Annotated in this window: 25 protein-coding genes and 1 tRNA gene; 12 read left to right on the top strand and 14 right to left on the bottom strand. The window is 63.4% G+C overall.

Features of this window, described 5'->3' with window-relative positions; all coding sequences use genetic code 11:
• Positions 1-13: 13 nt before the first annotated feature.
• Positions 14-1660, top strand: coding sequence for a DUF1800 domain-containing protein (locus PQR54_RS17265; protein ID WP_408247698.1), 1647 nt, complete (start codon positions 14-16; stop codon positions 1658-1660).
• Positions 1661-1760: 100 nt separating this feature from the next.
• Positions 1761-3005 carry a DUF1501 domain-containing protein gene (locus PQR54_RS17260; protein WP_408247697.1) on the top strand — a complete coding sequence of 415 codons (1245 nt, stop codon included), beginning with the start codon at positions 1761-1763 and terminating at the stop codon, positions 3003-3005.
• 49 nt (positions 3006-3054) lie between these two features.
• Here PQR54_RS17260 and PQR54_RS17255 read toward each other — a convergent pair whose 3' ends face one another.
• Entirely contained in the window at positions 3055-3879 is an 825-nt protein-coding gene (locus tag PQR54_RS17255; RefSeq protein ID WP_408247694.1) for a squalene/phytoene synthase family protein, read from the bottom strand.
• Positions 3880-4264: 385 nt separating this feature from the next.
• On the opposite strand from PQR54_RS17255, the gene PQR54_RS17250 reads away from it, so the two are divergent.
• The 8 genes from PQR54_RS17250 (at position 4265) to PQR54_RS17215 (ending at position 12021) form a co-directional block, all read left to right on the top strand.
• A tRNA-Leu gene (locus PQR54_RS17250) sits at positions 4265-4351 on the top strand.
• A gap of 221 nt (positions 4352-4572) precedes the next feature.
• Complete coding sequence (locus PQR54_RS17245; protein WP_408247692.1) at positions 4573-5982, top strand: MFS transporter; 1410 nt, start codon at positions 4573-4575, stop codon at positions 5980-5982.
• A 9-nt stretch (positions 5983-5991) separates the two neighbouring features.
• On the top strand, positions 5992-6537 hold the full coding sequence (locus PQR54_RS17240; protein ID WP_408247689.1) for a GAF domain-containing protein: 546 nt from the start codon (positions 5992-5994) through the stop codon (positions 6535-6537).
• Positions 6538-6621: 84 nt separating this feature from the next.
• On the top strand, positions 6622-7896 hold the full coding sequence (locus PQR54_RS17235) for an NAD(P)/FAD-dependent oxidoreductase (RefSeq protein ID WP_408247687.1): 1275 nt from the start codon (positions 6622-6624) through the stop codon (positions 7894-7896).
• Positions 7897-7969: 73 nt separating this feature from the next.
• Entirely contained in the window at positions 7970-8872 is a 903-nt protein-coding gene (locus PQR54_RS17230; protein WP_408247685.1) for a dihydrodipicolinate synthase family protein, read from the top strand.
• Between the two features lie 57 nt (positions 8873-8929).
• Positions 8930-9928, top strand: a complete 999-nt coding sequence (locus PQR54_RS17225) for a 4-hydroxyproline epimerase (protein ID WP_408247683.1) — start codon at positions 8930-8932, stop codon at positions 9926-9928.
• A 46-nt stretch (positions 9929-9974) separates the two neighbouring features.
• Positions 9975-11210, top strand: coding sequence for a metal-dependent hydrolase family protein (locus PQR54_RS17220; protein ID WP_408247680.1), 1236 nt, complete (start codon positions 9975-9977; stop codon positions 11208-11210).
• A 76-nt stretch (positions 11211-11286) separates the two neighbouring features.
• Positions 11287-12021 carry a GntR family transcriptional regulator gene (locus PQR54_RS17215; RefSeq protein ID WP_408247678.1) on the top strand — a complete coding sequence of 245 codons (735 nt, stop codon included), beginning with the start codon at positions 11287-11289 and terminating at the stop codon, positions 12019-12021.
• Between the two features lie 65 nt (positions 12022-12086).
• Here the strand turns inward: PQR54_RS17215 and PQR54_RS17210 are convergent, their stop codons facing one another.
• The 6 genes from PQR54_RS17210 to PQR54_RS17185 form a co-directional block, all read right to left on the bottom strand.
• Entirely contained in the window at positions 12087-12548 is a 462-nt protein-coding gene (locus tag PQR54_RS17210) for an aconitase X swivel domain-containing protein (RefSeq protein ID WP_408247676.1), read from the bottom strand.
• Between the two features lie 10 nt (positions 12549-12558).
• Entirely contained in the window at positions 12559-13815 is a 1257-nt protein-coding gene (locus PQR54_RS17205) for an aconitase X (protein WP_408247674.1), read from the bottom strand.
• A 101-nt stretch (positions 13816-13916) separates the two neighbouring features.
• A complete protein-coding gene (locus tag PQR54_RS17200; protein WP_408247672.1) occupies positions 13917-14156 on the bottom strand; it encodes a hypothetical protein in 240 nt (79 codons plus the stop codon).
• A complete protein-coding gene (locus PQR54_RS17195; RefSeq protein WP_408247670.1) occupies positions 14156-14302 on the bottom strand; it encodes a hypothetical protein in 147 nt (48 codons plus the stop codon). Before PQR54_RS17195 ends, PQR54_RS17200 begins: the two co-directional genes overlap by 1 nt.
• A gap of 165 nt (positions 14303-14467) precedes the next feature.
• Positions 14468-15115 (bottom strand): ureidoglycolate lyase, encoded by a 648-nt coding sequence (locus tag PQR54_RS17190; protein WP_408247668.1) that lies wholly within the window; start codon positions 15113-15115, stop codon positions 14468-14470.
• A gap of 96 nt (positions 15116-15211) precedes the next feature.
• A complete protein-coding gene (locus PQR54_RS17185; protein WP_408247666.1) occupies positions 15212-15826 on the bottom strand; it encodes a TetR/AcrR family transcriptional regulator in 615 nt (204 codons plus the stop codon).
• An 85-nt stretch (positions 15827-15911) separates the two neighbouring features.
• Here PQR54_RS17185 and PQR54_RS17180 point away from each other — a divergent pair, with 85 nt between their 5' ends.
• Complete coding sequence (locus PQR54_RS17180; RefSeq protein WP_408247664.1) at positions 15912-17042, top strand: MBL fold metallo-hydrolase; 1131 nt, start codon at positions 15912-15914, stop codon at positions 17040-17042.
• A gap of 119 nt (positions 17043-17161) precedes the next feature.
• On the opposite strand, the gene PQR54_RS17175 is transcribed toward PQR54_RS17180, so the two are convergent.
• A complete protein-coding gene (locus PQR54_RS17175) occupies positions 17162-18070 on the bottom strand; it encodes a LysR family transcriptional regulator (RefSeq protein WP_408247662.1) in 909 nt (302 codons plus the stop codon).
• A 143-nt stretch (positions 18071-18213) separates the two neighbouring features.
• On the opposite strand from PQR54_RS17175, the gene PQR54_RS17170 reads away from it, so the two are divergent.
• The gene (locus tag PQR54_RS17170) at positions 18214-18918 is read left to right on the top strand and encodes an SDR family NAD(P)-dependent oxidoreductase (protein WP_408248076.1); all 705 of its coding nucleotides are present in this window, start codon (positions 18214-18216) and stop codon (positions 18916-18918) included.
• Between the two features lie 85 nt (positions 18919-19003).
• Here PQR54_RS17170 and PQR54_RS17165 read toward each other — a convergent pair whose 3' ends face one another.
• The 6 genes from PQR54_RS17165 to PQR54_RS17140 all read right to left on the bottom strand — a co-directional run bounded on the left by PQR54_RS17165 (position 19004) and on the right by PQR54_RS17140 (position 24313).
• Positions 19004-19357, bottom strand: coding sequence for a RidA family protein (locus tag PQR54_RS17165; RefSeq protein ID WP_408247660.1), 354 nt, complete (start codon positions 19355-19357; stop codon positions 19004-19006).
• Positions 19358-19433: 76 nt separating this feature from the next.
• Positions 19434-20606 carry an NAD(P)/FAD-dependent oxidoreductase gene (locus PQR54_RS17160; protein WP_408247658.1) on the bottom strand — a complete coding sequence of 391 codons (1173 nt, stop codon included), beginning with the start codon at positions 20604-20606 and terminating at the stop codon, positions 19434-19436.
• Complete coding sequence (locus PQR54_RS17155) at positions 20599-22005, bottom strand: FAD-dependent oxidoreductase (RefSeq protein WP_408247656.1); 1407 nt, start codon at positions 22003-22005, stop codon at positions 20599-20601. Before PQR54_RS17155 ends, PQR54_RS17160 begins: the two co-directional genes overlap by 8 nt.
• Positions 21995-22375, bottom strand: coding sequence for a (2Fe-2S)-binding protein (locus tag PQR54_RS17150; RefSeq protein WP_408247654.1), 381 nt, complete (start codon positions 22373-22375; stop codon positions 21995-21997). The genes PQR54_RS17155 and PQR54_RS17150 overlap by 11 nt, the downstream gene beginning before the upstream one ends.
• Before the next feature lie 7 nt (positions 22376-22382).
• Positions 22383-23519 carry an NAD(P)/FAD-dependent oxidoreductase gene (locus PQR54_RS17145; protein ID WP_408247652.1) on the bottom strand — a complete coding sequence of 379 codons (1137 nt, stop codon included), beginning with the start codon at positions 23517-23519 and terminating at the stop codon, positions 22383-22385.
• Positions 23516-24313 (bottom strand): ABC transporter permease, encoded by a 798-nt coding sequence (locus tag PQR54_RS17140; RefSeq protein ID WP_106307496.1) that lies wholly within the window; start codon positions 24311-24313, stop codon positions 23516-23518. Before PQR54_RS17140 ends, PQR54_RS17145 begins: the two co-directional genes overlap by 4 nt.
• Positions 24314-24327 lie beyond the last annotated feature (14 nt).

Below are 24327 nucleotides of genomic sequence, written 5' to 3'. Positions count from 1 at the left end.
ACCTCGATGACCGATGATGAAATTGCACGCACGTGGTAGTTGTGGCCGCAAGTTCGTAGCATCGGCGATTGCCCTCGCGGTGGTGACGTCGGGTGGGCCGGCCGCCGCAGTGCAGCCTCGCGCGACTCGTGTTCCGCACATCAAGCACGCTGCGCCGACCGCCGATGAGCAGGCAGCTCGGGACCGTGAACAGAGCATCCTCGATGCCGACGATGCGCGCTTCTTCCTGACGCGCGTCGGCTTCGCGCCGGATAGCGCCGAGCTCTCGCAATACGTCGGACTCACGCGAGCGCAGGCCGTCGATAAAGTACTCGCGAGCGCCCGAAGCGAGGCAGTCACGCCGCTACCCGACTGGGTGCTCGAACCGATTCCGACTCGCGAGACGAAGAAGGCGTGGACCGACGATCAACGCCGCGAAGAGCAGCGACTGCGCGCGCAGCGTTACGACTTATTACGCGCATGGTGGGTGCCCGAGATGTTGACCACGCCGTCGCCGCTTACCGAGCGCATGACGCTGTTCTGGCATAACCACTTCACCTCGGGCCAGGACAAGGTGCCGTATCCGCAGCAGATGGCGCTGCAGAACATGCTGTTGCGGCGCGACGCGCTCGGCAGCTTCGGCGAGCTATTGCACGACGTCGCGAAAGATCCGGCCATGCTGCAATACCTGGACGGCGCAAGCAATCGCAAGGGCAGGCCCAACGAAAATTTCGCCCGTGAAGTGATGGAGCTGTTCACGCTCGGCGAAGGACACTACACGCAGCGTGACGTGTCGGAAGCCGCGCGCGCGTACACCGGCTGGAGCCTCGATCCGGATACGCAGGCCTACGTGTGGCGCGCCAACCAGCACGACGACGGCGAGAAGACCGTGCTCGGCGAGACCGGGCCGTTCGACGGCGATCAGGTGCTCGATATCCTGCTCGCGCGGCCGGAAACGGCCACCTTCGTGACCACCAGACTCTGGCGCGAGTTCCTCTCGGATACGCCGGACCTTGCGCGCATCGAACCAATCGCGGCGCGCTTTCGCGCGAGCCACTACGATATCAAGGTCGCGTTGCGCGGAGTCTTCCTGAGCGACGCGTTCTGGGACGACGGCAATCGCGGCGTCCTCGTGAAGTCGCCGGCGGAGTTCGTGGTCGGCACGCTGCGCGCGTTCGACATCGGCTACGACAACACTGCACCGTTCGCCTCGCAAATCCGCACGCTCGGCGAGAACCTGTTCTATCCGCCGAACGTCAAAGGATGGCCTGGCGGCACGACGTGGATCAACAGTTCCACGCTGCTCGCCCGCAAGCAATTCGTCGAGCAGCTGTTTCGCGCGACCGAGGCCGCCGGCCCGCGGCGCATGACCAATCCGATGAACGCAAATGTCGCGGCGAGTGGCACGATGCCCGAGATGCAGACGGCTCCCACGCTGCAACGCACGATGACGCGAGCCGCTCAAGGCGGCAAAGGTGGCAAAGGTGGCGTAGGCTTCGACATCGAGACATGGCTCGCGCACTACAACACCGCGCCGACCGCCAGGCCGGGGTTGTCGGCCGAGTTGCAGCTGCAGCATGCGGTCCTGCCGCTCACGCCGGTCGACGCGATCGAAACCGGTTCGACCGCGAGCGCGTATCTGCAGGCATTGCTGATGGACCCAGCGTATCAATTGAAGTGAGGAAGTGAGCCGCTGAAAAAAGCACGCGCCACGCAGCTAAAAAGAAGATGTCCGTCGACGGCGATACGACTCGCGCCGCGGCAATCGAACGAGGTGCAGGATGAAACGACGCAGCTTTCTCTCGATGAGCGCGGCCGCGAGCGCGACACTCTGGCTGCCCCGCGCATTCGGCGCGCCGATGGCGGCGCCGGGCGCGTCTTCGGCGCGCGGCTACGACAACCTGTTGATTCTCGTCGAACTGAAGGGCGGCAATGACGGTTTGAATACCGTGATTCCCTTTGTCGATCCCACGTACTACCAGTTGCGCAAGAACATCGGCATCAAACGCGAGCAGGCCATTCAACTCGACGAGCGCACCGCGCTGCATCCGTCCTTGCAGGCGTTGATGCCGCTGTGGCGTGACCAGCAACTGGCGATCGTGCAAGGCGTGAGCTATGCGCAACCAAACCTGTCACATTTCCGCTCGATCGAGATCTGGGACACCGCGTCGCGTTCCGACCAGTATCTGCGCGAGGGATGGCTGACGCGCGCGTTTGCGCAGACGCCGGTGCCCGCGGGTTTTGCCGCCGACGGTGTGGTGATCGGCAGCGCCGAGATGGGACCGCTCGCGAACGGCGCGCGCGCGATCGCGCTGGTCAATCCGGCGCAGTTCGTCAAGGCTTCACGGCTCGCTACACCCGTGTTGCTGCACGAGCGCAATCCTGAGCTGGCGCATATTCTCGACGTCGAAAACGATATCGTGAAAGCCGCCGACCGGCTGCGTCCCGCGCAAGGGCAGGCGCCGTTGAAGACCGTGTTTCCAGGCGGCGCGTTCGGCAGTTCGATCAGAACGGCGATGCAGGTGCTGGCAGCGGGCGGAGCTCCGAAGGAGCGTTCTTCGGGTAACGCGCCACAAGAGCAGTTAAAGCGAGGCTCCGGAGTCGCGGTGATCCGCCTCACGCTGAACGGTTTCGACACGCATCAGAACCAGCCAGGTCAGCAGGCGGCGCTGCTCAGGCAACTCGCGGAAGGATTGATGTCGATGAAGTCGGCGCTCGTCGAACTCGGCCGCTGGGACGATACGTTGGTGATGACCTATGCCGAGTTTGGCCGGCGTCCGCGTGAGAATCAGAGCAACGGCACCGACCACGGCACCGTGGCGCCGCATTTCGTCATGGGCGCACGCGTGCGCGGCGGCCTCTATGGCGTGCCGCCGGTGCTGGCGCGGCTCGACGGCAATGGCAACTTGCCGGTCGGCGTCGATTTCCGGCAGCTTTATGCCATGGTGCTCGGGCCTTGGTGGGGACTCGACGCGTCGACGATCCTGCAGCAGCGGTTCGAACCGCTGCCGTTGTTACGCGTCTGACGACGTGCTGAACGCGCCTCGCGTAAAGCCGACGCGCCGATAGTTCAGTTCACTTCGCGCGCCACGCGATCCAGAGCTTGCGAATCGGCGTCAACGCGATGCGCTGATGCAGAACGTGATAGCCGTCACGTTCGATTTCATCCAGCAAGGCCAATGCCAATGCCGCTTGCGCGACGAGCGTGCGCTGCGAGCGGCGCTCGCTGGCGGGCACGGCGCCGAGCGCGGTCTGCAGCGCGTCGCGGGCGCGCTTCGTCTCGAAGCGCATCAACTCGGTGAACGCGTCGCTGTATTTTCGATTGATCAGATCCGCGGCGGTTACGTTAAAGCGCTGCATTTCGTCGATGGGAATATAGATGCGGCCGTGGCGCGCGTCATTGCCCGTTTCGACCACGAACTGCGCGAGCAGCAGCGCCTCCCCGAGCGCCGCGGACCAGTTCGACGCCTGCGCGGCATCTTTCGCCGTGGCGCGCGCGACCAGCGAAGCGAACGTGCCGCCGACGCCTTGCACATAGCGCCGCAAATTCGGATAGTCGAGGTAGCGCGCCTGGTCGAGATCCATCTCGAAGCCGGCGAGCAGCGCCTGCAGCGTCGGGTACTCGGCCTTCACATCGGGCAGGTAGGCGGCCAGCGCCTTGGACACTGGATGCGACGGCGTGCCCGAAGCCAGTGCGGCGAGTTCGTTTTGCCACCACGCGAGTTTCGTGCGGCCGATGGCCGGATCGCTGGTCTCCTTGACCGTTTCCTCGAACTCGCGGCGCAGCGCGAACAGCGCGGTCAACAGCGGCTGGCTCGCGGCGGGCGCCTGCCGAAGCGCATAGTAAGTACTCGATCCGGGCGGCGCCGCTTTCTGCTGGCAATATTCGTCGAAATTCACGGGATTGGAAATGTGGGGAGGGGCGGGCGAAGTGGGAGCACGCCGTGCGTGCATCAAGCCAAAAATTGTAGCATCGGCGCCGCCCGGACAGATGCCGGGCAAATGCAGACAAGCGCGAATCAATCGGTTAGAATCTCGCGCTTACGCTTTCGGGCGCGTGTTTTTGGCGCGGCCGACAGCACGCGGGACAACAGGCAGACGCATCGGTCATGCCTGCCTACGCGGGCGGCGAAACAGGTGCGCGCACCTGTTTCAGGCCTGACGCTCCACCAGGCGGTGGCAGGGCTGAGATCGTGGAACCCGCGTAAAATAAGGGCTGTTGCTGGCATTGCGGCGAGTTGTATCGCGTGCGAGACCGTAGCGGTCCTGCCTGCAGTAAAAATTCGCGTGAGTGGCGAAATTGGTAGACGCACCAGGTTTAGGTCCTGACGCCAGAAATGGTGTGCCGGTTCGAGTCCGGCCTCACGCACCAAAGAAATAAGGCCGCGTTCCCAAAAGGAACGTGGCCTTTTCTACATCTGCAGCGCGTACTTTCACAAAGTGGTTTCTTAAGCGCATCCCTTGCACGCCCAGACGCTCCTCGCGCGCAGAGGTTTACCCGCCCTTGACTCTGGATTTTGGATACAGGATATTGGTAGCGCACTTCGGTCCGGGCTTCCGGACTGGTCGATCTCTCATCGCGGGAGCAACTCCATGTCACCGATTGCAGCCCGGCTCGAACGCCTTCCGTTCAGCCGCTTCCACTTCAAGCTGCTCATCATGGGCGGTTTGGGCTTCATGTTCGAAGCCGTCGACGCCGCCATCATCGCGTTTATCCTGCCCGTGGTTCGTACCAGGTGGCATCTGACGAGCTTCGAGACCGGGCTCCTCGGCAGCAGCACCTATGTCGGTTTTCTCGTCGGCGCATTATTCGCCGGCCTACTAGGCGACCGCTTCGGCCGCCGTGTCGTCATGATGTGGGCGCTGACCTTTTTCTGCGTGCTGACGTTTGCCAACGCGTTCGTGAACGACTGGCACACGTTCGCCCTGCTGCGAGCCATCGCCGGCATCGGCATGGGCGCCGAAGGCGCGATCATTGCGCCGTTTCTGGTGGAGTTCGTCAGCAATCGCTATCGGGGCGCCTTCACGGGCGCGCTGGCCGGCTTTTTCTCGTTCGGTTTCGTGGCGGCGGCGCTGATCGGCTATTTCGTAATCCCGCTGAACCCGGAAGGCTGGCGTATCGCGCTGGTGATCGTTTCCGTGCCTGTCGTCGTGCTGCTCTGGTGGCGTCGGTCGCTGCACGAGTCGCCGCGCTGGCTGGAGATTCGCGGCCGTCATGCCGAGGCCGAAGCCGTGGTGTCCGATATCGAGCGGCAGATCGAACGCACAGGCGTAACGTTGCCGCCGGTCGTGCCTGTGGCAGGCACTGCCGCGAGCTATGAACACTCGGGTTCCTTCTTCGGAAACCTGAAGCTGCTGTGGAAGCCGCCTCTCGCCAAAACGACGTTGATGAGCTGGTGTCTATGGCTGTCGGTGACGTTCTGCTCGTACGCTTTCTTCGTCTGGATCCCCGGCCTGCTCGTTCAGCATGGCATGACCATTACGAAGAGCTTCTCCGTCTCGATCCTGATCTACCTCGCGCAGATTCCGGGCTACTACTCGTCGGCCTATTTTTGCGAAAAACTGGGACGCAAGACGACGATCGTCACGTACATGGGACTGGCTTGCGTCGCGGGCATCTGGCTGGCCAATGCGGGCAGCGACACCTCGATCGTGCTTGCGTCGATCTTCATGTCCTTCGCGATGAACGGCGTCAACGCGGGCGAATATGCCTACACCCCTGAAGTGTTCCCGACGCACCTGCGTGCTACGGGCATGGGCACGGCTTCGGCGTTCGGCCGTATCGGCGCGATCTGTTCGCCCATGCTGGTGGGCTACATCTACCCGTTGTGGGGTTTTGCCGGCGTGTTCGGCATGACCACGGTGATCCTGCTGATCGGCGCGCTCGCCGTGATTTTCCTCGGCGTTTCGACGACCGGCAAGACGCTCGAACAGATTTCCGACGAGGAGTACGGCTCGATGCATCCCGACGCGCAAGGCGCCGCGCTTCGAACCGCGAAATAAGGAGTTGTCATGACGAACACAAACCGCGCAAGTATGTTTCAGGCGATGGAGCGTCTGGCCGCGATTCGACAGAAAGGCGGCAACGCCGACATGGTGTGGTCCGAGTTCGAACGCTCCCTCACGGAGGTATTCGGCCAGCGGCTCTTCACCGTGCTCGCCTACGACGAGGCGTCGAGCCGCCTCGGGCGCCTGCACAGCAACCGCCTCGACATCAATCCGGTAGGCGGCCTCAAGCGGGTCACACAAAGCCGCTGGTCGGATCAGGTTCTTCGCCGCGGCGAAATCTTTATCGGCTCGACGCGCGCGGACATCAAGGCCGTGTTTTCCGAGTACGAGGTGTTGTGGTCGATCGGCTGTGAAAGCGTGCTGAACATTCCCGTGCGCAAGAACGGCGTCACGCTGGGCACCATGAATCTGCTTGGCGAAGCCGGGCTGTACGACCATGCCGATATCGGACTGGCGCTGGTGTTCGCACAACTGGCGGTCTCGCCGCTCGAAGATCAGGTTCAAAGGCTGCGCGGGCTCGAGGACCCTGATTTCATGGAACAGGTGTAGGACCGGGGGGGCGGCAGTTACCGCGCTCCGCCAATTTTTCGGACGGGTCTGCCTTCGACCCATGCAATACCTTTATTCACGGAAATGACCCAGCAAGCTCAGCACTCCCGGATGATCCCCGATGTCGTGGTGATCGGTAGCGGAATCGTCGGTCTCGCCTGCGCGTGGTCCGCGTTGCGCGACGGCGCAAGCGTCACCATCGTCGATCGCGACTTCGAAGGCGACCGCACGTCGCACGGAAACGCGGGCGGTATCGCCGTGACGGAGAGCACGCCCATTTCAGTGAACGGCATGTACATGAAGGCGCTGAAGTGGCTGTTCGATCCGCTGGGGCCGCTGGCGCTCGACTGGAAACATGTGCCGAGCGCGTTGCCCTGGTTCATGGAGTTTCAGCGCTCGGGCAACAAGGACCGTTTCCGCGAAATCTCGCTGGCGCTCGCCAGTCTGAACAACCGTGTCTACGACGACATCGTGCCGATGTTCGAGGACATCGGCGCGATGGACAGCTTCTATCGCCGCGGCGCGTTGACGGTCTACGAGACCGACGAAGCCTTCGCCGCGGATCGGCACGAGTGGGAATTCAAGCGTGATCTGGGCGTGCGCTGGCACGCCATGTCGGCCGACGAAGTCCGCGCTTGCGAGCCGTCCCTCGCGCCAGTTTTCCGTCACGGTGTGTTTCTCGACGACTGGTCGCACATCGGTGACCCGAAGCGTCTCGTGACCCAACTGCGTGAGCGTGTGAAGCAGCTCGGCGCCACGTTCGTCGCCGGCACCGTGAAGGCGCTCGATCTTGCCGACGCGCTTGCGCCGGCAGCGCTCACCGAGACCGGCGAACGGGTGAAGGGGCGCCGCCTCGTCGTGGCGACGGGTGCATGGTCCGCCGCGCTGGCGGGATCGATCGGCGACCGCGTCCTGCTGGACAGCGAGCGTGGTTACAACACGACGCTTCCCGCGCACGGCATCAGCCTGTCGCGTGAAGTGATTTTTGCCGAACGCAAATTTGTCGCCACGCCGCTCGATATCGGAATGCGCATTGGCGGCGCGGCGGAGTTCGCCGGCCTCGATGCGCCGCCGAACTACAAGCGAAGTGACGCGCTACTCGCGCTCGGCAAGCGCTTTCTGCCAGGCATCAACGATCAGGGCGCGGTGAAGTGGATGGGACACCGTCCAGCCACGCCGGATTCGTTGCCTGTCATTGGCCGGTCGCGACGCACGCCGTCCGTCATTTATGCGTTCGGCCACGGTCATCTTGGGCTGACGCAATCGGCAACGACAGGTGCGCTGGTTGCCGACCTGCTTGCCAATCGAACACCCGGAATCGGTCTCGAGCCGTACTCGATCAGCCGCTTCCGGAATTAACGGGGCTCCGTGACCTCGATCGACCCGCGGGAGATCCCGCTTCTGATTATCATTTTTTTGGAAAGGTGTAGCCATGCAAGTCAACTGGAAAGGTGTGTTTCCCGCTGTCACCACGAAGCTGAAGGACGACGGTTCCCTCGATCACGACGCGATCAAGGCAGGTCTGAATCGTCTCATCGAGAACGGCGTCGGTGGCGTCGTCATGATGGGCATGGTTGGTGAGAACGCCCAGCTCACGCCGGAAGAGAAGCGCACGGTGATCCGGCTTGCTGTGGAGACCGTGAACGGGCGCGTGCCGGTAATCGCCGGTCTCGCCGAAACCAATACGGCAAGTGCGGTCCAGTACGCGAAAGAAGCGCAGGCGCTCGGCGTTCAAGGCCTGATGGTATTCCCGGGACTGACGTACAAGTCCGACGCGCGCGAAACCGTCGCCTTCTATAAGGCGATCGCGCAAGCGTCGAAGCTGTCGATCCTGCTCTATAACAACCCGCGCGGTTACGGCGTCGACCTCACGCCGGACCTCGTGGCGAAGCTGCTGGAAGAGCCGACGATCGAAGCCATCAAGGAAGAGTCGTATGACACGACGCGCGTCACCGATCTGATCGGCCGGTTCGGCGACCGCCTGGCCGTGGTCTGCGGTGTCGACGATCTGGTGCTCGAGTCGGCGGCGTTGGGCGCGAAATGCTGGGTCTCGGGCATGGCCAACGCGGTGCCGAAGGAATCGGTCGAACTGCTGAATCTGGCGATTGCCGGCGACTATGAATCGGCCCGCAAGCTGTACCGCGTACTGATCGACCTGTTCCATCTGGATACGCACGTGAAGCTCGTGCAGTACATCAAGCTGGCGGAGAACATCACGGCGGGCTACCCGGAAACCGTCAAGGCTCCGCGGCTGAAACTCGAAGGCGAAGAACGCGAGAAAGTCGTTGCGATCGTGGAGAAGACGCTCGCCGACTTGCGCGCGCTGTCGAAGTAACGCACGTGGGCCTGGACCGGGCTACTTTTTGCAGGTCATTCTGGATGGAGCAGGGCTATGAAATCGACGTTCTTTTGCATCGACGGACATACATGTGGCAATCCGGTCCGCGTCGTCGCAGGAGGTGCGCCGCGGCTGGAAGGCGCGAACATGATCGAGCGGCGCGCGCATTTCGAGCGCGAATTCGACTGGATCCGGACCTCGCTCATGTTCGAGCCGCGGGGCCATGAAGTGATGTCGGGCAGTATCCTCTATCCGCCGACCCGTTCCGATTGTGACGTCGCCATTCTGTTTATCGAGGTGAGCGGCTGTCTGCCCATGTGCGGCCACGGCACCATCGGAACGGTCACAACCGCCATCGAACACGGTCTGGTGCGTCCGCGAGAACCGGGGGTGCTGCGTCTGGATACGCCGGCCGGTCTCGTGGTCGCGCGCTACAAGATGGACGGTGACAACGTCGACTCCGTGCAGCTCATCAATGTTCCGTCATTCCTTCACTCGACGGATCTGATGGTCGAGCTCGAGGGTCTCGGCGAAATCCGCTTCGATGTCGCCTACGGCGGAAACTTCTACGCGATCGTCGAGCCGCAGAAAAACTTCGCTGGCCTGCACGCACTCAAGCCTTCGGATATCCAGCGCCTGAGTCCGATCCTGCGCCAGAAAGCGAACGAGAAGTATCAGTTCGTTCACCCCGAGAAAGCCGAGATCCGTGGTCTGAGCCACGTGATGTGGACCGGCGAGCCGACGGTCGAAGGTGCAAGCGCGCGCAATGCGGTGTTCTACGGTGACAAGGCCATCGACCGGTCCCCTTGCGGCACGGGGACTTCCGCACGTATGGCGCAACTGGTCGGCAAAGACAAGCTGAAGATCGGTGAGCGTTTTGTTCACGAAAGCATTATCGGCACGCTCTTCAATGGTGTTCCGGAAGAAGCGACGCGTGTCGGTGAACTCGACGCAATCATTCCGAGCATCGAAGGGTGGGCGCGGGTGACGGGACACAACACGATCTTTGTCGATGACCGTGATCCGCTTGCCAAAGGCTTTTTGCTGAAGTGATCTATCGCGGCCCTCGGGCCGTTCAACAATCCGTTGAGGAATCGAAATGTTGATCCTGAAGAACGCACGTGTCCTGGACGTGAATCACGAAAACGACACGGCCCGCTATTCGATCGTCGTGGACGGGGAGATCATCAAGGAAGTGACCCGCGAGCCGGTGTCGATCAATGGTGCGCAGGTCATCGATGTCGGGGGCAAGACAGTGATGCCCGGCATGATCGACTGCCATGCGCACGTCATTGCTTCGGTGGCGCACCTCGGGAACAACGGGCGTTTGCCGAATACCTTTGCCGTCTTGCGGGCCGTACCGATCCTGAGCGGCATGCTCAACCGGGGCTTCACGACCGTGCGCGACGCCGGCGGCGCCGACTACGCGCTCTCGCGCGCCATCGAGGAAGGCGTGATCGCCGGGCCGCGCTTATTCGTGGCCGGCAAGGCGCTCTCGCAGACGGGAGGCCACGGCGACTTTCGCGAGCGCTTCGACAACTCCGACCCCGACCCTTGCGGCTGCCATCGCAATCTCGGCGCAATTGGACGGATCGTCGACGGTGTGGACGACGTACGCAAGGCCGTGCGGGAAGAGATGCGCGCCGGCGCGCATCACATCAAGATCATGGCGTCGGGTGGCGTTGCGTCGCCGACGGATCCGATCGGCAATCTGCAGTTTTCCGTCGACGAGATCAAGGCCGTCGTCGAGGAAGCCGCGTCGCACCAGACTTATGTGATGGCGCATGCGTACACCGGCAAGGCGATCGCTCGCGCCGTGAAGCTCGGTGTGCGCACGATCGAGCACGGCAACCTGATCGACGACGAAGCGGCGGCCGTCATGGCGGAGTTTGGCGCGTTTGCCGTGCCGACGCTCGTGACCTATGACGCGATGAACAAGGTCGGCGCCAAAGCCGGTGTGGGGGAAAGCGCGCTAGCGAAAAACGAGAACGTCCGCATCCAGGGCCTGAAGGCGCTCGAATTGCTCAAACGCAACGGCGTGAAAATGGGTCTTGGCACCGACCTGCTGGGCGACATGCATCAGTATCAAAGCGATGAACTGACGATCCGCGCAGCCATTCTCGGTGCTTTCGAGACGATCTGTCAGGCCACCGCCGTCGGCGCCGAGATCGTCGGACAGCAGGGCCGTCTGGGCGTCGTATCCGTGGGCGCTTTTGCTGATCTGCTGATCGTCGATGGCGATCCGCTAAAGGACATCAGTGTTCTGACCGGACAAGGCGAGCGCATCGCCGGCGTGATGAAGAACGGCGCGTGGGTACGGCAGACGTTGCAGTGACGCAGCGTCGCTCATTGGATTTTGGATCCGAAAGCCGGAGCCGTGATAGCATGTTCACTGTATCCTGAATCCTCCAATGAACCTGACCATGCCCCCGGTAGCCGCTAAACGTCGAACCAGAGAGGCGTCCGCGACGAGCGAAGCAATCGCGGACGACAGCACGCGAAAAATCGTCCGGCCAACCACGGTCGAACTCGTCACCACGGCGGTTCGGCAGCGAATCCTGAGCGGCGACCTGGCTCCCGGCGAGGTATTACGGCAGGAGGCGCTCGCCGAGGAACTCGGTGTGAGCCGTGTGCCTATCCGCGAGGCCATCACGCGTCTGACGGCCGAGGGGCTGCTGATCAATGTGCCGCACAAGGGCGCCTATGTCGCCGAGTTGTCGATCGACGAGGTGAAGGAGACCTTCGACATCCGGCTGCGTCTTGAACCGTGGCTATTTTCGGAAGCTATCCCGCGCATCACCGAGGCTGAGATGGGCAAGGCTGAGCGGCTCGTCAAGGAAATGGACAAGGCGGACTCGGGTGTGTGGGGGCAACTGAACTGGCGTCTGCACGAAACGCTCTATCTGCCTGCGCAGCGGGACATCACGCTGCAGTTGCTGCGGGTGCTGCATGACCGCTGCGACCGGTATTTTCGTTTCCAGGCGGTACAAGTGCCGATCCGCGAACAGTCGCATGACGAGCACATGGCGTTGGTCGACGCATGCAGGAAACGCGACGCGAAGCTTGGAGCCAAACTGCTGGAGCAGCACGTCAAGACGGCCGCGCATCAGATCATGTCCGTTGTCGAGGCGGTGGTGACGCGCTGAGCGCGCTGGCTTGTGGCTAACCAGGTTCCGTATGACCAGGACGCAGGGGGATATCGCTGCGCGTTTCAGCTTCCTGCGCGTTCACCTTCTGTGGCGTAGATACGCGCGGGTCGAGTAGCATCGCACGCGTCGATCTCCAGTGTTGCGGTGAAAGACTCAATCTGCGCGAACTCGTTTTCGCCGACGCTCACCACCGGCACGTTGAGCGCGTACAGCTCATTGGCGGCAATCACACCAATGGTGAGAATCAGGTCGCGTTCGGCCAGGATGATGCCGCTCGGGCCTGTCCCATTACGCAACGCTTCGGCCAGTACGCTGCTGCTGGAACTCGACCCGCGCGCTCGCGCCATGACGAGTATCCGGCCTTTCAGGCTTTGTCCAAAACCGGAATGGGTCTTGTCGATGATCGTGCCGCTTTCGGCGTCGTAGCCGCCCCAGAAACTCAAGGGAGGCAGCGCGATTGCAAGGCCGCTTGCCTGACCCGGAACGAGTACTTGTCCCGCAAGTACCGTATTGCGCGTAATCATGGTCGTCGCTCTAGCCGGCCAGTTCATCGATGCAAACTCTCCCTTCGAAAGCCGAGCGAACACACTCGGCCATGCTTCCAAACGCGACGGTGACACCGATGTTCGCCGGTGCGTAATGAGCCCATTTCCCTGAGTTGGTCATCACCAGTCCACTGATCTGCTTCATCACCGGAGTGATGTAGGTGCAGGTGTCCACCACGATCTGAACGCCCCGCGAAGCGAGTTGCTGGGCGAGTCCTTCCGCTTCGATCTGCCATAGAACGAAACGGCTCGTATTGACGTAGAAGTCGCATCGGGGCGAGCCATCGTGTTCTTCGAACAGTTTGCCGAGTTTGTGGAACTCATCGACTGAAAAATGCGGGGTTCCCAGACTGATCGCGGCGAGTGGATCGCCAGCACCGCCAGCGTTCCACTTTCGATGGATACCGACGAGATCCGCCTCGCTGACAACGATCGTCCGCTCCGGCTCGCCGCCCTGCAGCGCGTGGCCGAGTGTCGGCGCCTCGGGCGTGATGCCGACCGCGTGAAAGAGCGCCACGGAGCCACTGGACGCGGCTGCCGCGCCCAGCGACTTGAGCTCGTCCTCCGTCGTGTCGAGCGGCAGGCCGGTGATTGCGGCCACCGTTGCGCCGGCGTTGAGGCCAAGCAGAAAACCGATCGCCGCGAAGCAGGCGTCGCGCCGCGGAGAATCACCAAAGCTGGGCGCTTCGAGCACGATGCGGGCGGCACGGTTTTCGGTGACATGCAGTCCGGCGTTGGGCACGCGGCCGGTAATCGCCGCCGCAAGATCGAGAAAATCGCCGTAGCGACTGGTGCGGGCGCCCAACACGGAGTTGGCGAAAACGATCGCATTCGATTCGGCCCATGCGATCTGATCGCCCAGGCGTGGGCGGTGCTTGAGCTGGTACGGCGCGCACGTGAAGGTCGCTTCGCACCCGAGTTCCAGATGCGCTTCCATCAGCCGTTTGGCGGCACTTGCGATGTCCGCTTTGCCGCGATACAACTCCGGATGAATCAGATCGAGCGATCCGACATTGAGCGTGGTCGGAACGGCGACCCGCGTTCCGGACGCGACAAACCGTTCGACGAAATCGAGACTGACGGAGCCGTGATACAGGCAGCCGTCGATGTGCGCGGAGGAAATGTCGACGAGTTCCTGGGCATCCATCACATGTGCCGTGGCGGCGACTATTCGCATCGCAAGTGCTGCACCGTCACCCAATTCACCACTCAGCATTGCCTTGTCACGAACCGATAGTTCAAGCACTGTCGCCTCTTGGTTGTGTCACTCTCGTATCAGCATCGAGGATACCCGAATGGCGTTTATCGCGGTTCGATGTAACAGGGTGCCGCCAGACTAAAAAAACATCAGCCCGCACCCATGCGAGTTTCATCGACGAAGCTCTCCGTTGCATCGTCGAGCTTGCGGCTCTTGCGTCCCGCCGGCCGGTGCACATACAGCACCTTGACATTGGCGTGTACGGTTGGCGGGGCAGGCGGCGTCATTGCATACCGGACTTCGCGCGCGTGGTCGTTCAATTGCAGGTTCGGGTTGAACACCGAGTTGAAGCGCCACAACATCCGCACAAAGTTGGTTTGCCCGCGCATCAGCAGATGTGCTCACCTTTCAGCACGCAGTCGATCGCGCCTTCGGCGTGCCTGAACATATCGGCTGCGGTGAACGCCGCGCTGTGTCCGCCCACGAGCACGAAGCAGTCGGGCCATTGCGCCTTGATCGCTTTCGACAGATTCATGAGATCTCTTCGGCAGAAAGGGCGCGTCCGAAACCTGTCGGTGCGCGCCGGCTTTCCTGCAGAAATCCTTGATACGGTCGGCTACCGCGCCGTGCGTCCTGGCGATGTCAACGCGCGCGGCATCCTGCGAGTCTACGGCCCGTCGCCGCAGTGTGCTTACTGTCGCTACAGGGCGATCGGCGCCTCGAGAAGACAACCGAACTCACGGGCAAAGTCGACAGAGACCCGTGCATGGACGGCGCCCTGCTTATCGAAGAACCGCTGCGTGCCTTCAAGAGTGAACACCCCTTCATGCCAGATGTTCGGATGGATGTAGAGCCCTTGCTTTCCGTCGAAGCGGAAGCACACGAACTTCTCCGGCGTGATGTCGTCGCCGGGCAGTGCCAGCGGAACGTAGAACGGGCGATGGTCCAGCGGAAAGAACAGTTGTCCGCCATCCGGATGGTAGTTCGCGTGCCACAGCAACATCCGTTGCGGTGTGTGGGCGTTGTCGTCGCGAGCGGCATCAGGCTCGGTTGCGTACGCAAGAATGTAGTGACCGCCCACAGCCTCGTTGCTGCCGTAGAGAATGTCGCCGCGCCATTCGCTCACGAACGTGCCTTCGGTGGTGCCGGCCTCATCGCCGGTGCCGGGGTCGATGGGCCGCGAGCCCGTCGCCGGCCACTGCACGATCTCGATCGGGCACTCGCCCGGGTCCGCCACGAGCCGGCCAAATCCGTCAAGCGTTGCCGGAGTCGCGTCGACCACGGGCATCGACACGCGCCGGAGTCCGGCTGGAAGGGCGGGGTTGAGGTAGTCGATCTTTTGGGACATCGGCGCAATTTGAACGAGTCGAAAATCTCGATTGTAGACGTTCGAACAAAGCGTTTGGCTGGCCTTTATGCCCATGAAAGCGGCCCGGCGGTCCGCTCATGCATAACGTGCGAGGAACATGTCTGCGGCCGATTCCGCGACCTGCTTTTGCTCAAGTTCGCCGAGCGGCGCCTGGCCCATCGTCACCTGCGGCCAGAAGGCGAACGCCTTCACCAGCGCCTGCATCTGCAGCGCCGCGAAGAGCGGATCGTCGGTCTTGAGACGGCCGTCGGCGGCGGCCGCGCGGATCCACACGGTCAGGTCTTCCTCGCGTTCGCCCAGGCGAGCAACCATGTCCCGCGCTCGCTCCGGCGAATGGATGCCGGCCGCGATCGCCACTCGAGCGAGCGAAAGGAAAGACTCGTCGTTCAGCAGCCGCAGCTTGCGGCCCAACAGGTCGAGCAATTGCGCGCGCAATGGCTGATCGGCGCGATAGGCGGGCGCATCGCCGCTCTGGCTCGCGTCCCATAGCTGATGGAGAATCGCCGCGAAAAGCGCTTCCTTGCTGGGGAAATGGTTGTAGACCGTACGTTTCGAGACGTTCGCGCGGGCGGCGATACGGTCCATGCTGGTCGCGTCGTAGCCGGCCGCGAGGAATTCCTCGATCGCGGCTTTGACGATGGCGACACGCTTGCGGTCAGTCAGGCGTTGGTGAGTGGTGCTTGGATCCATCGACAGATTTTACACCGGGCAGTTTACTTTTCTCGAAAATAAACTACACTGCCGAGTGTACATTTTTCTTTGGACGGCCTACCTCATGACGTCGCTTCCCGTTCTTGTGAGCCGCGTGCTCGGCGTTACCGCCGCGCGTCGCGGTCGCGCGTTGTCCAGCACCTCGCCGCAGCATGACGGCGAACGCTTTCGCAACGTCAAGCCGCGTCCCACTGAAGGCCTGCGCAAGACGCTCGGCATTGTGTGGAACATCTTGCTCAACAAGCCGAGCGGCACCGTGCCGGCCGAGGCGTTGCCCGTCGATGCGCTCACGCGTGCGCAGCTCGATGCGGCGCCCGACCGCAGCCTCTACCGGCTCGGCCATTCGACGATGCTGCTGAAGCTGCGCGGCCAGTTCTGGCTGACCGATCCGGTGTTCGCCGAACGAGCCTCTCCGTTCCGGCATTTCGGCCCGAAGCGCTTCCATGCGCCGCCGATCGCGCTCGCCGAGTTGCCGCCGTTGCGCGGCGTGATCCTGTCGCACGATCACTACGATCACCTGGACCGCGAGACCGTGCTCGCGCTCGCGGAGACCACCGGCGTGTTTCTGACGCCGCTCGGCGTCGGCGACCGGTTGATCGAATGGGGCATCGACGCGTCGAAGGTTCGCCAGTTCGACTGGTGGCAGGGCACCAAGGTAGACGGTGTGCAATTCACCGCTGCGCCGGCGCAGCACTTTTCCGGCCGCAGCCTGTTCGACGGCAACAGCACGCTATGGGCGTCGTGGGTGATCGTCGACGATGATCTGCGCGTCTTCTTCAGCGGCGACACGGGCTACTTCGATGGCTTCAGGACGATCGGCGAGCGGCTTGGGCCGTTCGACGTCACTTTAGTCGAGACGGGCGCTTACGATGCGCAGTGGCCCTACGTTCACATGCAGCCCGAAGAAACCGTGCAGACGCACATCGATCTGCGCGGCCGTTGGCTCGTGCCGATTCACAACGGCACCTTCGACCTCGCGATGCACCGCTGGCAGGAGCCGTTCGAAAGAGTGATGGCACTGGCCCTCGCGCGCGGTGTCGCGTTGTCGACGCCGCGTATGGGTGAGCGGCTGGATCTGAGCGCGCCGCATCGCGGCGAACGCTGGTGGCGTCACGTCGGCGAAACCGTTGCCGCACCCAAGGCCGCATGGCGCCTGTGTGGTGCGCGCAATGCCGGAGACGCGGAGTCTTCGTGATCTTTGTTGAGCGCCGCCTTTCTTAGGATGCGCTCATCCGCAGTTGTCATTCGCGGACCAACTGGGTTTGTGTCGAACAACGCGCTGCCGCACCGTTCTGAACGCAACCCGAGTTGCGTTCAGAACGGCACCTGCCGACGACACACATCGAGCACCAACTGCCGGAACCAACGATGAACCGGATCATTCTCTAAACGGGGATGCCACATCTGGGAAATGGTAAAGCCGTCAGTCGCCACGGGAAGCTCAAAAGAGTAGACGGACTCGCTCTGCTGCGCATTCACGAAAGATGCAGGCAGGAGCGCGATCAGATCGGACGCTTGCGCAACCGCCAACGCGGCCGGAAAACTCGGCACGACCGCCACGGTCGTTCGTTCCAATCCTGACGAGACGATCACGGCGTCAAGTGCATCAATTATCTCGCGGCCGTGCGGCGCGACTACGTGGCCGAACGCGGCATATTGCGCGATAGTCACGTCCTGTTTCGTTTCCAGCGGATGCCCCTTTCTGACCACGCCCACATAGCGGTCTCGAAACAACGCCCGCACGCGTATTTCAGGTCCCATTTCCTCCAGCACGCCAATCTCGAGATCGGCTGAACCATTTCGCAGATACTCCGCACTCTTTTCCGCTTTCGAGGAGAAGTGCAAACGCACGAGCGGCGCAACTGCGGTCACTTCAGCAATCAGTGGTGCGCCGAAGGCTTCCACGAAAGCTTCATTGGCACGAATCCTCAGGGTTCTGCGCAGCGTCGAAAAATCTGCTGTCGCCGCCGACGGCCCCAGCAACGAACGGGCCTCAAGAACGATGTTTTGTGTTTGCTCTCGAATCGCTTCGGCATGCGGAGTCAGCACCATATCGCGCCCCGCCCGGACCAGCAATGGATCGCCGGTCGCAGCACGAAGGCGAGTCAGCGTGCGGCTCATTGCGGACGCACTGAGATGCAACGATCGAGCGGCACGTGTGACGTTTTTCTCGGTCAGCAACGCATCGAGCGCGAAAAGCAGATTGAGGTCGGGTTCGGGCATCGCTTGATCGCAGTAGGCAAGGTGAGGTAGGGCGTCCGATGCATATATTAGTTGCATTCAGTGCGGCTTCCGCCGTCCCCGATGAACCGCTACATTGGTTTGCGTGAATGACCCAGCAGGATCGCTTTCGATCGAGGATGCCAATGCAAACCACACCTTCACAGAAAACCGTACTCCTGATCGGCGCGTCGCGCGGCCTTGGTCTCGCGATGGTCGAGGAGTTTTTGAAGCGCGGCTACCGAGTCATCGCCACCGGGCGAGCGGCTTCGACAGAAAAGCTTCGGCATCTAGCCAATGCCTCCGCTGGCGCGCTCGAAGTAGAGACTGTGGATATCACGATTCCCGGGCAGGTCGCAGCGCTGCGCGCCCGCCTTGAAGGTCGGCGTATCAATGTGCTTTTCGTGAATGCAGGCGTGAAGAACGACGATCGCGAAACGTTAGCGGACGTCTCGACCGAGGAATTTGTGCGCGTGATGGTAACGAACTCGCTGAGTCCGATGAGGGTCGTCGATGCGTTGCAGGACCTTGTGCCGCCGACTGGAACGATCGGTGTCATGTCGTCGGGGCAGGGCAGCATCACCAATGCCACTAACGGGAACTACGAAGTCTACAGAGGGAGCAAGGCCGCACTGAATATGTTCATGCGCACCTTCGCGGCTCGCAGCGCCGGCTATCCGCGGAGCCTTTTGCTGATGGCGCCCGGCTGGGTCCAGACAGACATGGGCGGTCCCACGGCGCGCTTGACCATCGAAGAAAGCATTCCGAACCTCGTCAATACGATCGAGGCTTATGAAGGGCGCGCCGGCTTGCACTACCTCGACTATCTCGGACGCGCCGTGCCCTGGTGACGGGCCGCTCGCCAACCGCATGGATGGGGCGGCCAGGCGTGTCGACGCGTCGATCAGCACTGCGCGGGCGCGCTAACCGCGTGCCTCAACCCAGTGCCACGACCGCTATCTCGACGAGCAACTCGGGCGCGGCAAGCTTTGCTTGCACCGTTGCGCGCGCCGGTGCGTGACCTTGCGGCACCCACGCATCCCACACTTCGTTCATGCCCGCGAAATCGCGGCCGATGTCGGCCAGCCAGACTTGTGCGGAAACGAGGCGCGTCTTGTCGATGCCGGCCTTCTGCAGATAGCCGTCGATCTTTTCCAGCACCTTCGCGGTCTGGAGTTTCACATCAAGGGTGTGATCGGCTGAAGTCTGGCCGCCGACGAACACGAGGCCGCCCGCTTTGACGACGCGGCTCATACGCTGGTTGGTTTCGATACGAACGATATCGGTCATGACAATCTCTCCATTTGAAGCAAAGTGAACGAAGTCGCCGCGCGCATCGACTGAAGGGCGCGACGGAAAAAATCGGTTAGTGCGCAACGAGATGCGAAGCGCCCGAGCGGGAAGCCGCCGCCGCGCGGCCAAAACGATCGATAGCAAACGCATCGAGCGAAAGCGAAGGCTTGCCGTCCAGCATCAGTTCGGACACGAGCTTGCCGCAACCCGGCCCGAGCTGAAAGCCGCTACCGCAATAGCCGAACGAGTAATACAGATTCGCCGCCGTGCGGCTCGCGGAAATGACCGGCAGTTCATCTTCCGTAAAAGCTTCGACACCGGCCCACGCGCGGTTCACGCCGAGATTACGCAGATGAGGAAACAGATCGGTCACGGTTCGCGCGCTACGCACGAGGCGGGCAAAATCGACTTCGCCGTGACGATTCGCCAGATCGGCAATGCCGATCAGTTTGCCGCCGATCACCACCGTGCCGTTATCGAACTGCTTGAAGGACAGCGGCCGGCCCGTTGCCCCGAGCGTCGCACGACAGAAGGGCGCCACGCGTTGCGTGACCATCAGCATCAAGCCTTCGGGGTGGACCGGCACGCTCTCGCCGACCTGCTTCGCCAACTCGCCGGACCATGCGCCCGCGGTGACGAGCAACTGGCTCGCGCTGAACGTACCGTGCGGCGTGACGGCGAACCATCTCGTGCCGCGCTGCTCGATGCGGCGCACCGGCGTGCCTTCCAGAAAACGTGCGCCAAGCCGCTGCGCGGCGAGCCGAAAGGCCGTGGTGGTTCGATAGGGCAACGCGTAACCGTCGTGCTCGACCCAGATGCCGCCCGTAACGTGCCGCGCGAGCGCCGGTTCGAGTTCGAGCACGGTGTCGCGGTCGATCACCTTCTCGTGCGTGAATCCATGCGATTCGAGCAGCGCGACGCGCTGCCGGCACGCGTTCAGTTCGTCATCGGTTTCGGCGATCTTCAACTGGCCGGAAGCCACGAAGCCGCCGTTCTCACCGAGCAGCTCGCTCATGCCGTGCCAGATTTCCCGCGACATCAGCGCGAGCGGAATCTCGGGCAACGGGCGGCCCAGCGTGCGTACGCCGCCCGCGTTCACGCCTGACGCATGACGCGCTACATAATCGGCTTCGAGCACGATTACCTTTACGCCGCGCCGCGCCAGATGGAACGCGCTGCTCGTTCCGTGCAGCCCGCCGCCGACCACGAGGACATCGGCTTGCTGGATCTCGGTCGCGTCACTCACCGGCGAGTTCTCCGAGCGTGAGCGGCTTGATCGGCGGACGGATGCGGTAGTAGCCGACTTCGGCTGGTGAGACGCGGCGCGCATCGGCAATGACTTCGGTCACCGTGAGACCGCACATGCGTCCCTGACACGGACCCATGCCGCAGCGTCCGAACGACTTCGCCTGATTCGGTCCGACACAGCCGAGCTCGACGAATTTGCGCAGCTCGCCCGCGGTGACTTCCTCGCAACGGCAGACGATGGTCTCGTCGCGCGGAATGCGGTTGATGTCGCGCGGACGATACAGGCTGTCGAGAAACGGCCGGATCCGCATGACGCCCGCGAGCGCGCGACGCTGCGCGACGGCTTCGGCATCACGCGCCTCGGCCGTGAGCGCGCCGAGCTGCGCGGCTGCCGCGAGACCCGCGAGCGTGCCCTGCAAGGCGGCCGCCTGCGCGCCGCCGATGCCCGCGCCGTCGCCCGCGACGAAGATGCCGGGCACATCGAGTTCGCCCCACGCATCGACCTTCGGGGTGAAGCACAGTTGCGCGTCGTCCCAGCGGTGCGCGGCGCGCAGCGCCTGCGTGAATTGCGTGTTCGGCACGACGCCCTGATGCAGCAGGATCACATCGGCTTCGAGACGGTGCGCGGTGCCTTGCGTAGTGAAGTGCAGCGCGGCGGCGCGCTCGACATGATCCGTACCGATGCGCGCTTCAACGCGCAGATCGTCGGCGGCCTCGAAGATCGGCACGTTCGCGTCGCGCAGCGTGCGGATCAGTTGCAAGCCTTTGCTCAGGAACGGCCACGCGCGCAGCGCCGCCAGCATATGACGCTTCGCGCGCCAGCGGTCTTCATGACGCGTGGTATCGACCAGCGCGCGGATCGGCACGCCGGCGCGCACGTATTGCCAGCCGAGCAGATACAGCAGCGGCCCGCAACCCGCGAGTACCGGCGGCGCGGCAGGCACTTCGCCCGCGCTCTTCAACAGGATCTGCGCCGCGCCCGCCGTCAGCACACCGGGCAGCGTCCAGCCGGGAATCGGAAAGGGCCGCTCAAGCGCGCCGCTGGCGAGAATCACGCGTTGCGCTTCGAAGCTGCCGATCTTGCCGTCCTGCAGATAATTGACGCCGCGCTCGCGTGTGACCTGCCACACCGTCGCATGGGTCAGATGCCGTGCGCCCGAGGCGGTGAACGCTTCGGCGATGGCGGCGCCCGCCGCGTAGTCCGGCCCGAGAATCTCCTTGCGGCGCGCGTCGGCGCGGCCGATGGCGCGATAGATCTGGCCGCCCACGGCGTCCTGTTCGTCGATCAGCACGGTCGTGAGGCCCGCGCGCGCCGCGCGCGTCGCCGCGCTCATGCCGGCGGGACCGGCGCCGACCACGACGACGTCGACGGCTTCGGAAGCGAAATCAGCGCTCATGGGTGGTCTCCAGGGAGGCGTTGCTGATGTCGGTCGCGCCGCAGGGCGGCAGATCGCGCGCGCCTTCCTGCGAACGGATGCGCATGCCGGCTTTGACTTCGACCATGCAGGCCTGGCGGCTCGGCATGCCGTCGATCTCGACGAGGCAGTCGAAGCACGCGCCCATCATGCAGAAGGGCGCGCGCGGTGCGCCGGAGACAGGCGTCGCGCGAAAGCGCGAGACGCCCGCCGCAAGCAGGGCCGCCGCGACCGAGCAGCCGCCCGGCACGGACAGCGGCCGGTCGTTGAACCAGATGGCGACGTGCGTGGCAGCCGCGCCTTGTGCGCCCGGCAGCGGCTTGAAAAGCGAATGAGTCGATTGGGTAGTCATGTCGAATTCAATGAGCGGGAGTCAGTTCACCGGCGTGCTCGAAGCGGCGCGCGGAAAAGTGGGGCAGTTCGTCGGGCATCGGCGCGCCCATGATCCACGGCGCGACGCGCAGCGCGTGCGCGGCCGCCAGCGTCACGCCGCTATGGCAGGTGACGACGAACGCGCCGGGGTGCGCCTCGGAGTGGTCGTAGATCGGAAAGCCGTCGGGGCTATAGACACGCAACGCGGCCCACATGCGCACGAGCCGCACATGCTGCAACATCGGGAACGCGCGCACGCCGCGCCGGGCGATGTCGGCCAGCACGTGCGTGGTAGTGAAATCGTTGAAGCCGACTTCTTCCATCGAATCGCCGAACTGCACGCTGCCCTCGTCGGTCTGGCGCACGTTGAGCGTCGGATAGTCGAGAAAGCGCGCGACGCGTTCGCTCACCAGCACCTGCCCGCGATTCGGCGCGACCGGTGCGTCGAGTCCGACGAACGGCGCGAGCGCGCGATTGCCGAGTCCCGCGGCGAGTACGACGCGCGCCGCGCGATACGTCCCACGCTTGCCGTGCACGACGAAGCCCTGCGCTTGCGGCTCGATGCGCTCCGCGCGTTCGTTCGACACGAGCCGCACACCGCGCGCCTGCATGGCGGTATGCAGACCGCGCAGCAGCTTGAGCGGATTCACGTGACCGTCCATCGGCGAATAGCTCGCGCCGATCACCGCCGGGCCGATGTGCGGAATGCGCGCGCGGACTTCGGCGGCGTCGAGCATCTGGTAGGGGTAGTCGCCGAGCTCCGCTTGCAGCGTCGAGAGTCGCTTGTCGCGTTCAGCGAGTTCGTTGTCGTTGAAGCAGAAGTGGAAGCCGCCCGGCTGGCGCAACGCCACGTCCACGCCGGTTTCGTTCAGCAGCGCCTGCGCGAGTCCCGGCCAGCGCGTGGCCGAGCTGCGCGACCAGCGTGCGTAAGGCGACAGGCCATAGCCCTTGCCCTGAATCCACACGAGGCCGAAATTGCCGCGCGACGCGCGCAAGCCGCCGTCGTCCTCGTCGAGCACGGTCACGCGCGCGCCTTCGCGGGCGAGCCCGTAGGCCACGGCCGAACCGACGAGGCCGCCGCCGAGCACCAGCACGTCGGGGCTATCGGTGCTTGTCAATGTCATCGGGTTTCTCCGATCAGAATGCGATCCAGTCCGACCATGCGGTCGAGCAGGATCATCAGAAGGACCGTGCCGACGATCAGCACCGCCGACACCGAAGCGACCAGCGGATCGATCGTCTGCGCGATCTGGTTGTACATGGCGACGGGCAGCGTGGTCGTGCCCGGTGTCGCGACGAAGATGGTCATGGTCAGTTCGTCGAAACTCTGGATGAACGAGAGCACCCAGCCGCCCGCCACGCCGGTGCGGATCATCGGCAGCACCACGCGGCGAAACGCGGTGAAGCGGCTCGCGCCACAGGAGAGAGCGGCGCGCTCGGCATCGCGATCGAGTCCGACGGCCGACGACAGCGCGAGGCGCAACGCATACGGCAGCACGATGATCACGTGCGCGCAGACCAGCGACCAGAACGAGCCCGACAGATGCAGCAGCGACAGAAAGCGCAGGAACGCGATGCCGAGCACGACCGCGGGAATCATCATCGGCGAGAGGAAGAAGCTGGTGAGCGCGGCGCGGCCCGGGAAGCGATAGCGCGCGATCGCCAGCGCGGCGGGCACCGCGAGCAGCACGCCGATGCTTGCCGCCGCGAACGCGAGCCGCACCGACAGCCAGAAGGCCGCGACGATGTCGCCGTTCTCGATGATCGCGCGAAACCAGCGCAGCGACGCGCCATCGAAAGGCATCGAGATGAAGCCCTTGTCGGTGAAGGCCACCAGCATCACCACCGCGAGCGGCGCGAGGATGAAGGTCAGAAAGAACGCGTTGTAGACGAGCCCGAGAATGCCGTTCTGTTTCATGATCGCTGTCTCCC

The organism is Paraburkholderia phytofirmans, from assembly GCF_046028095.1.
Lineage (GTDB): Bacteria > Pseudomonadota > Gammaproteobacteria > Burkholderiales > Burkholderiaceae > Paraburkholderia > Paraburkholderia phytofirmans_A.
The sequence above is the reverse complement of the archived record's forward strand: the minus strand, read 5'-3'. Positions and strand labels throughout refer to the sequence as shown.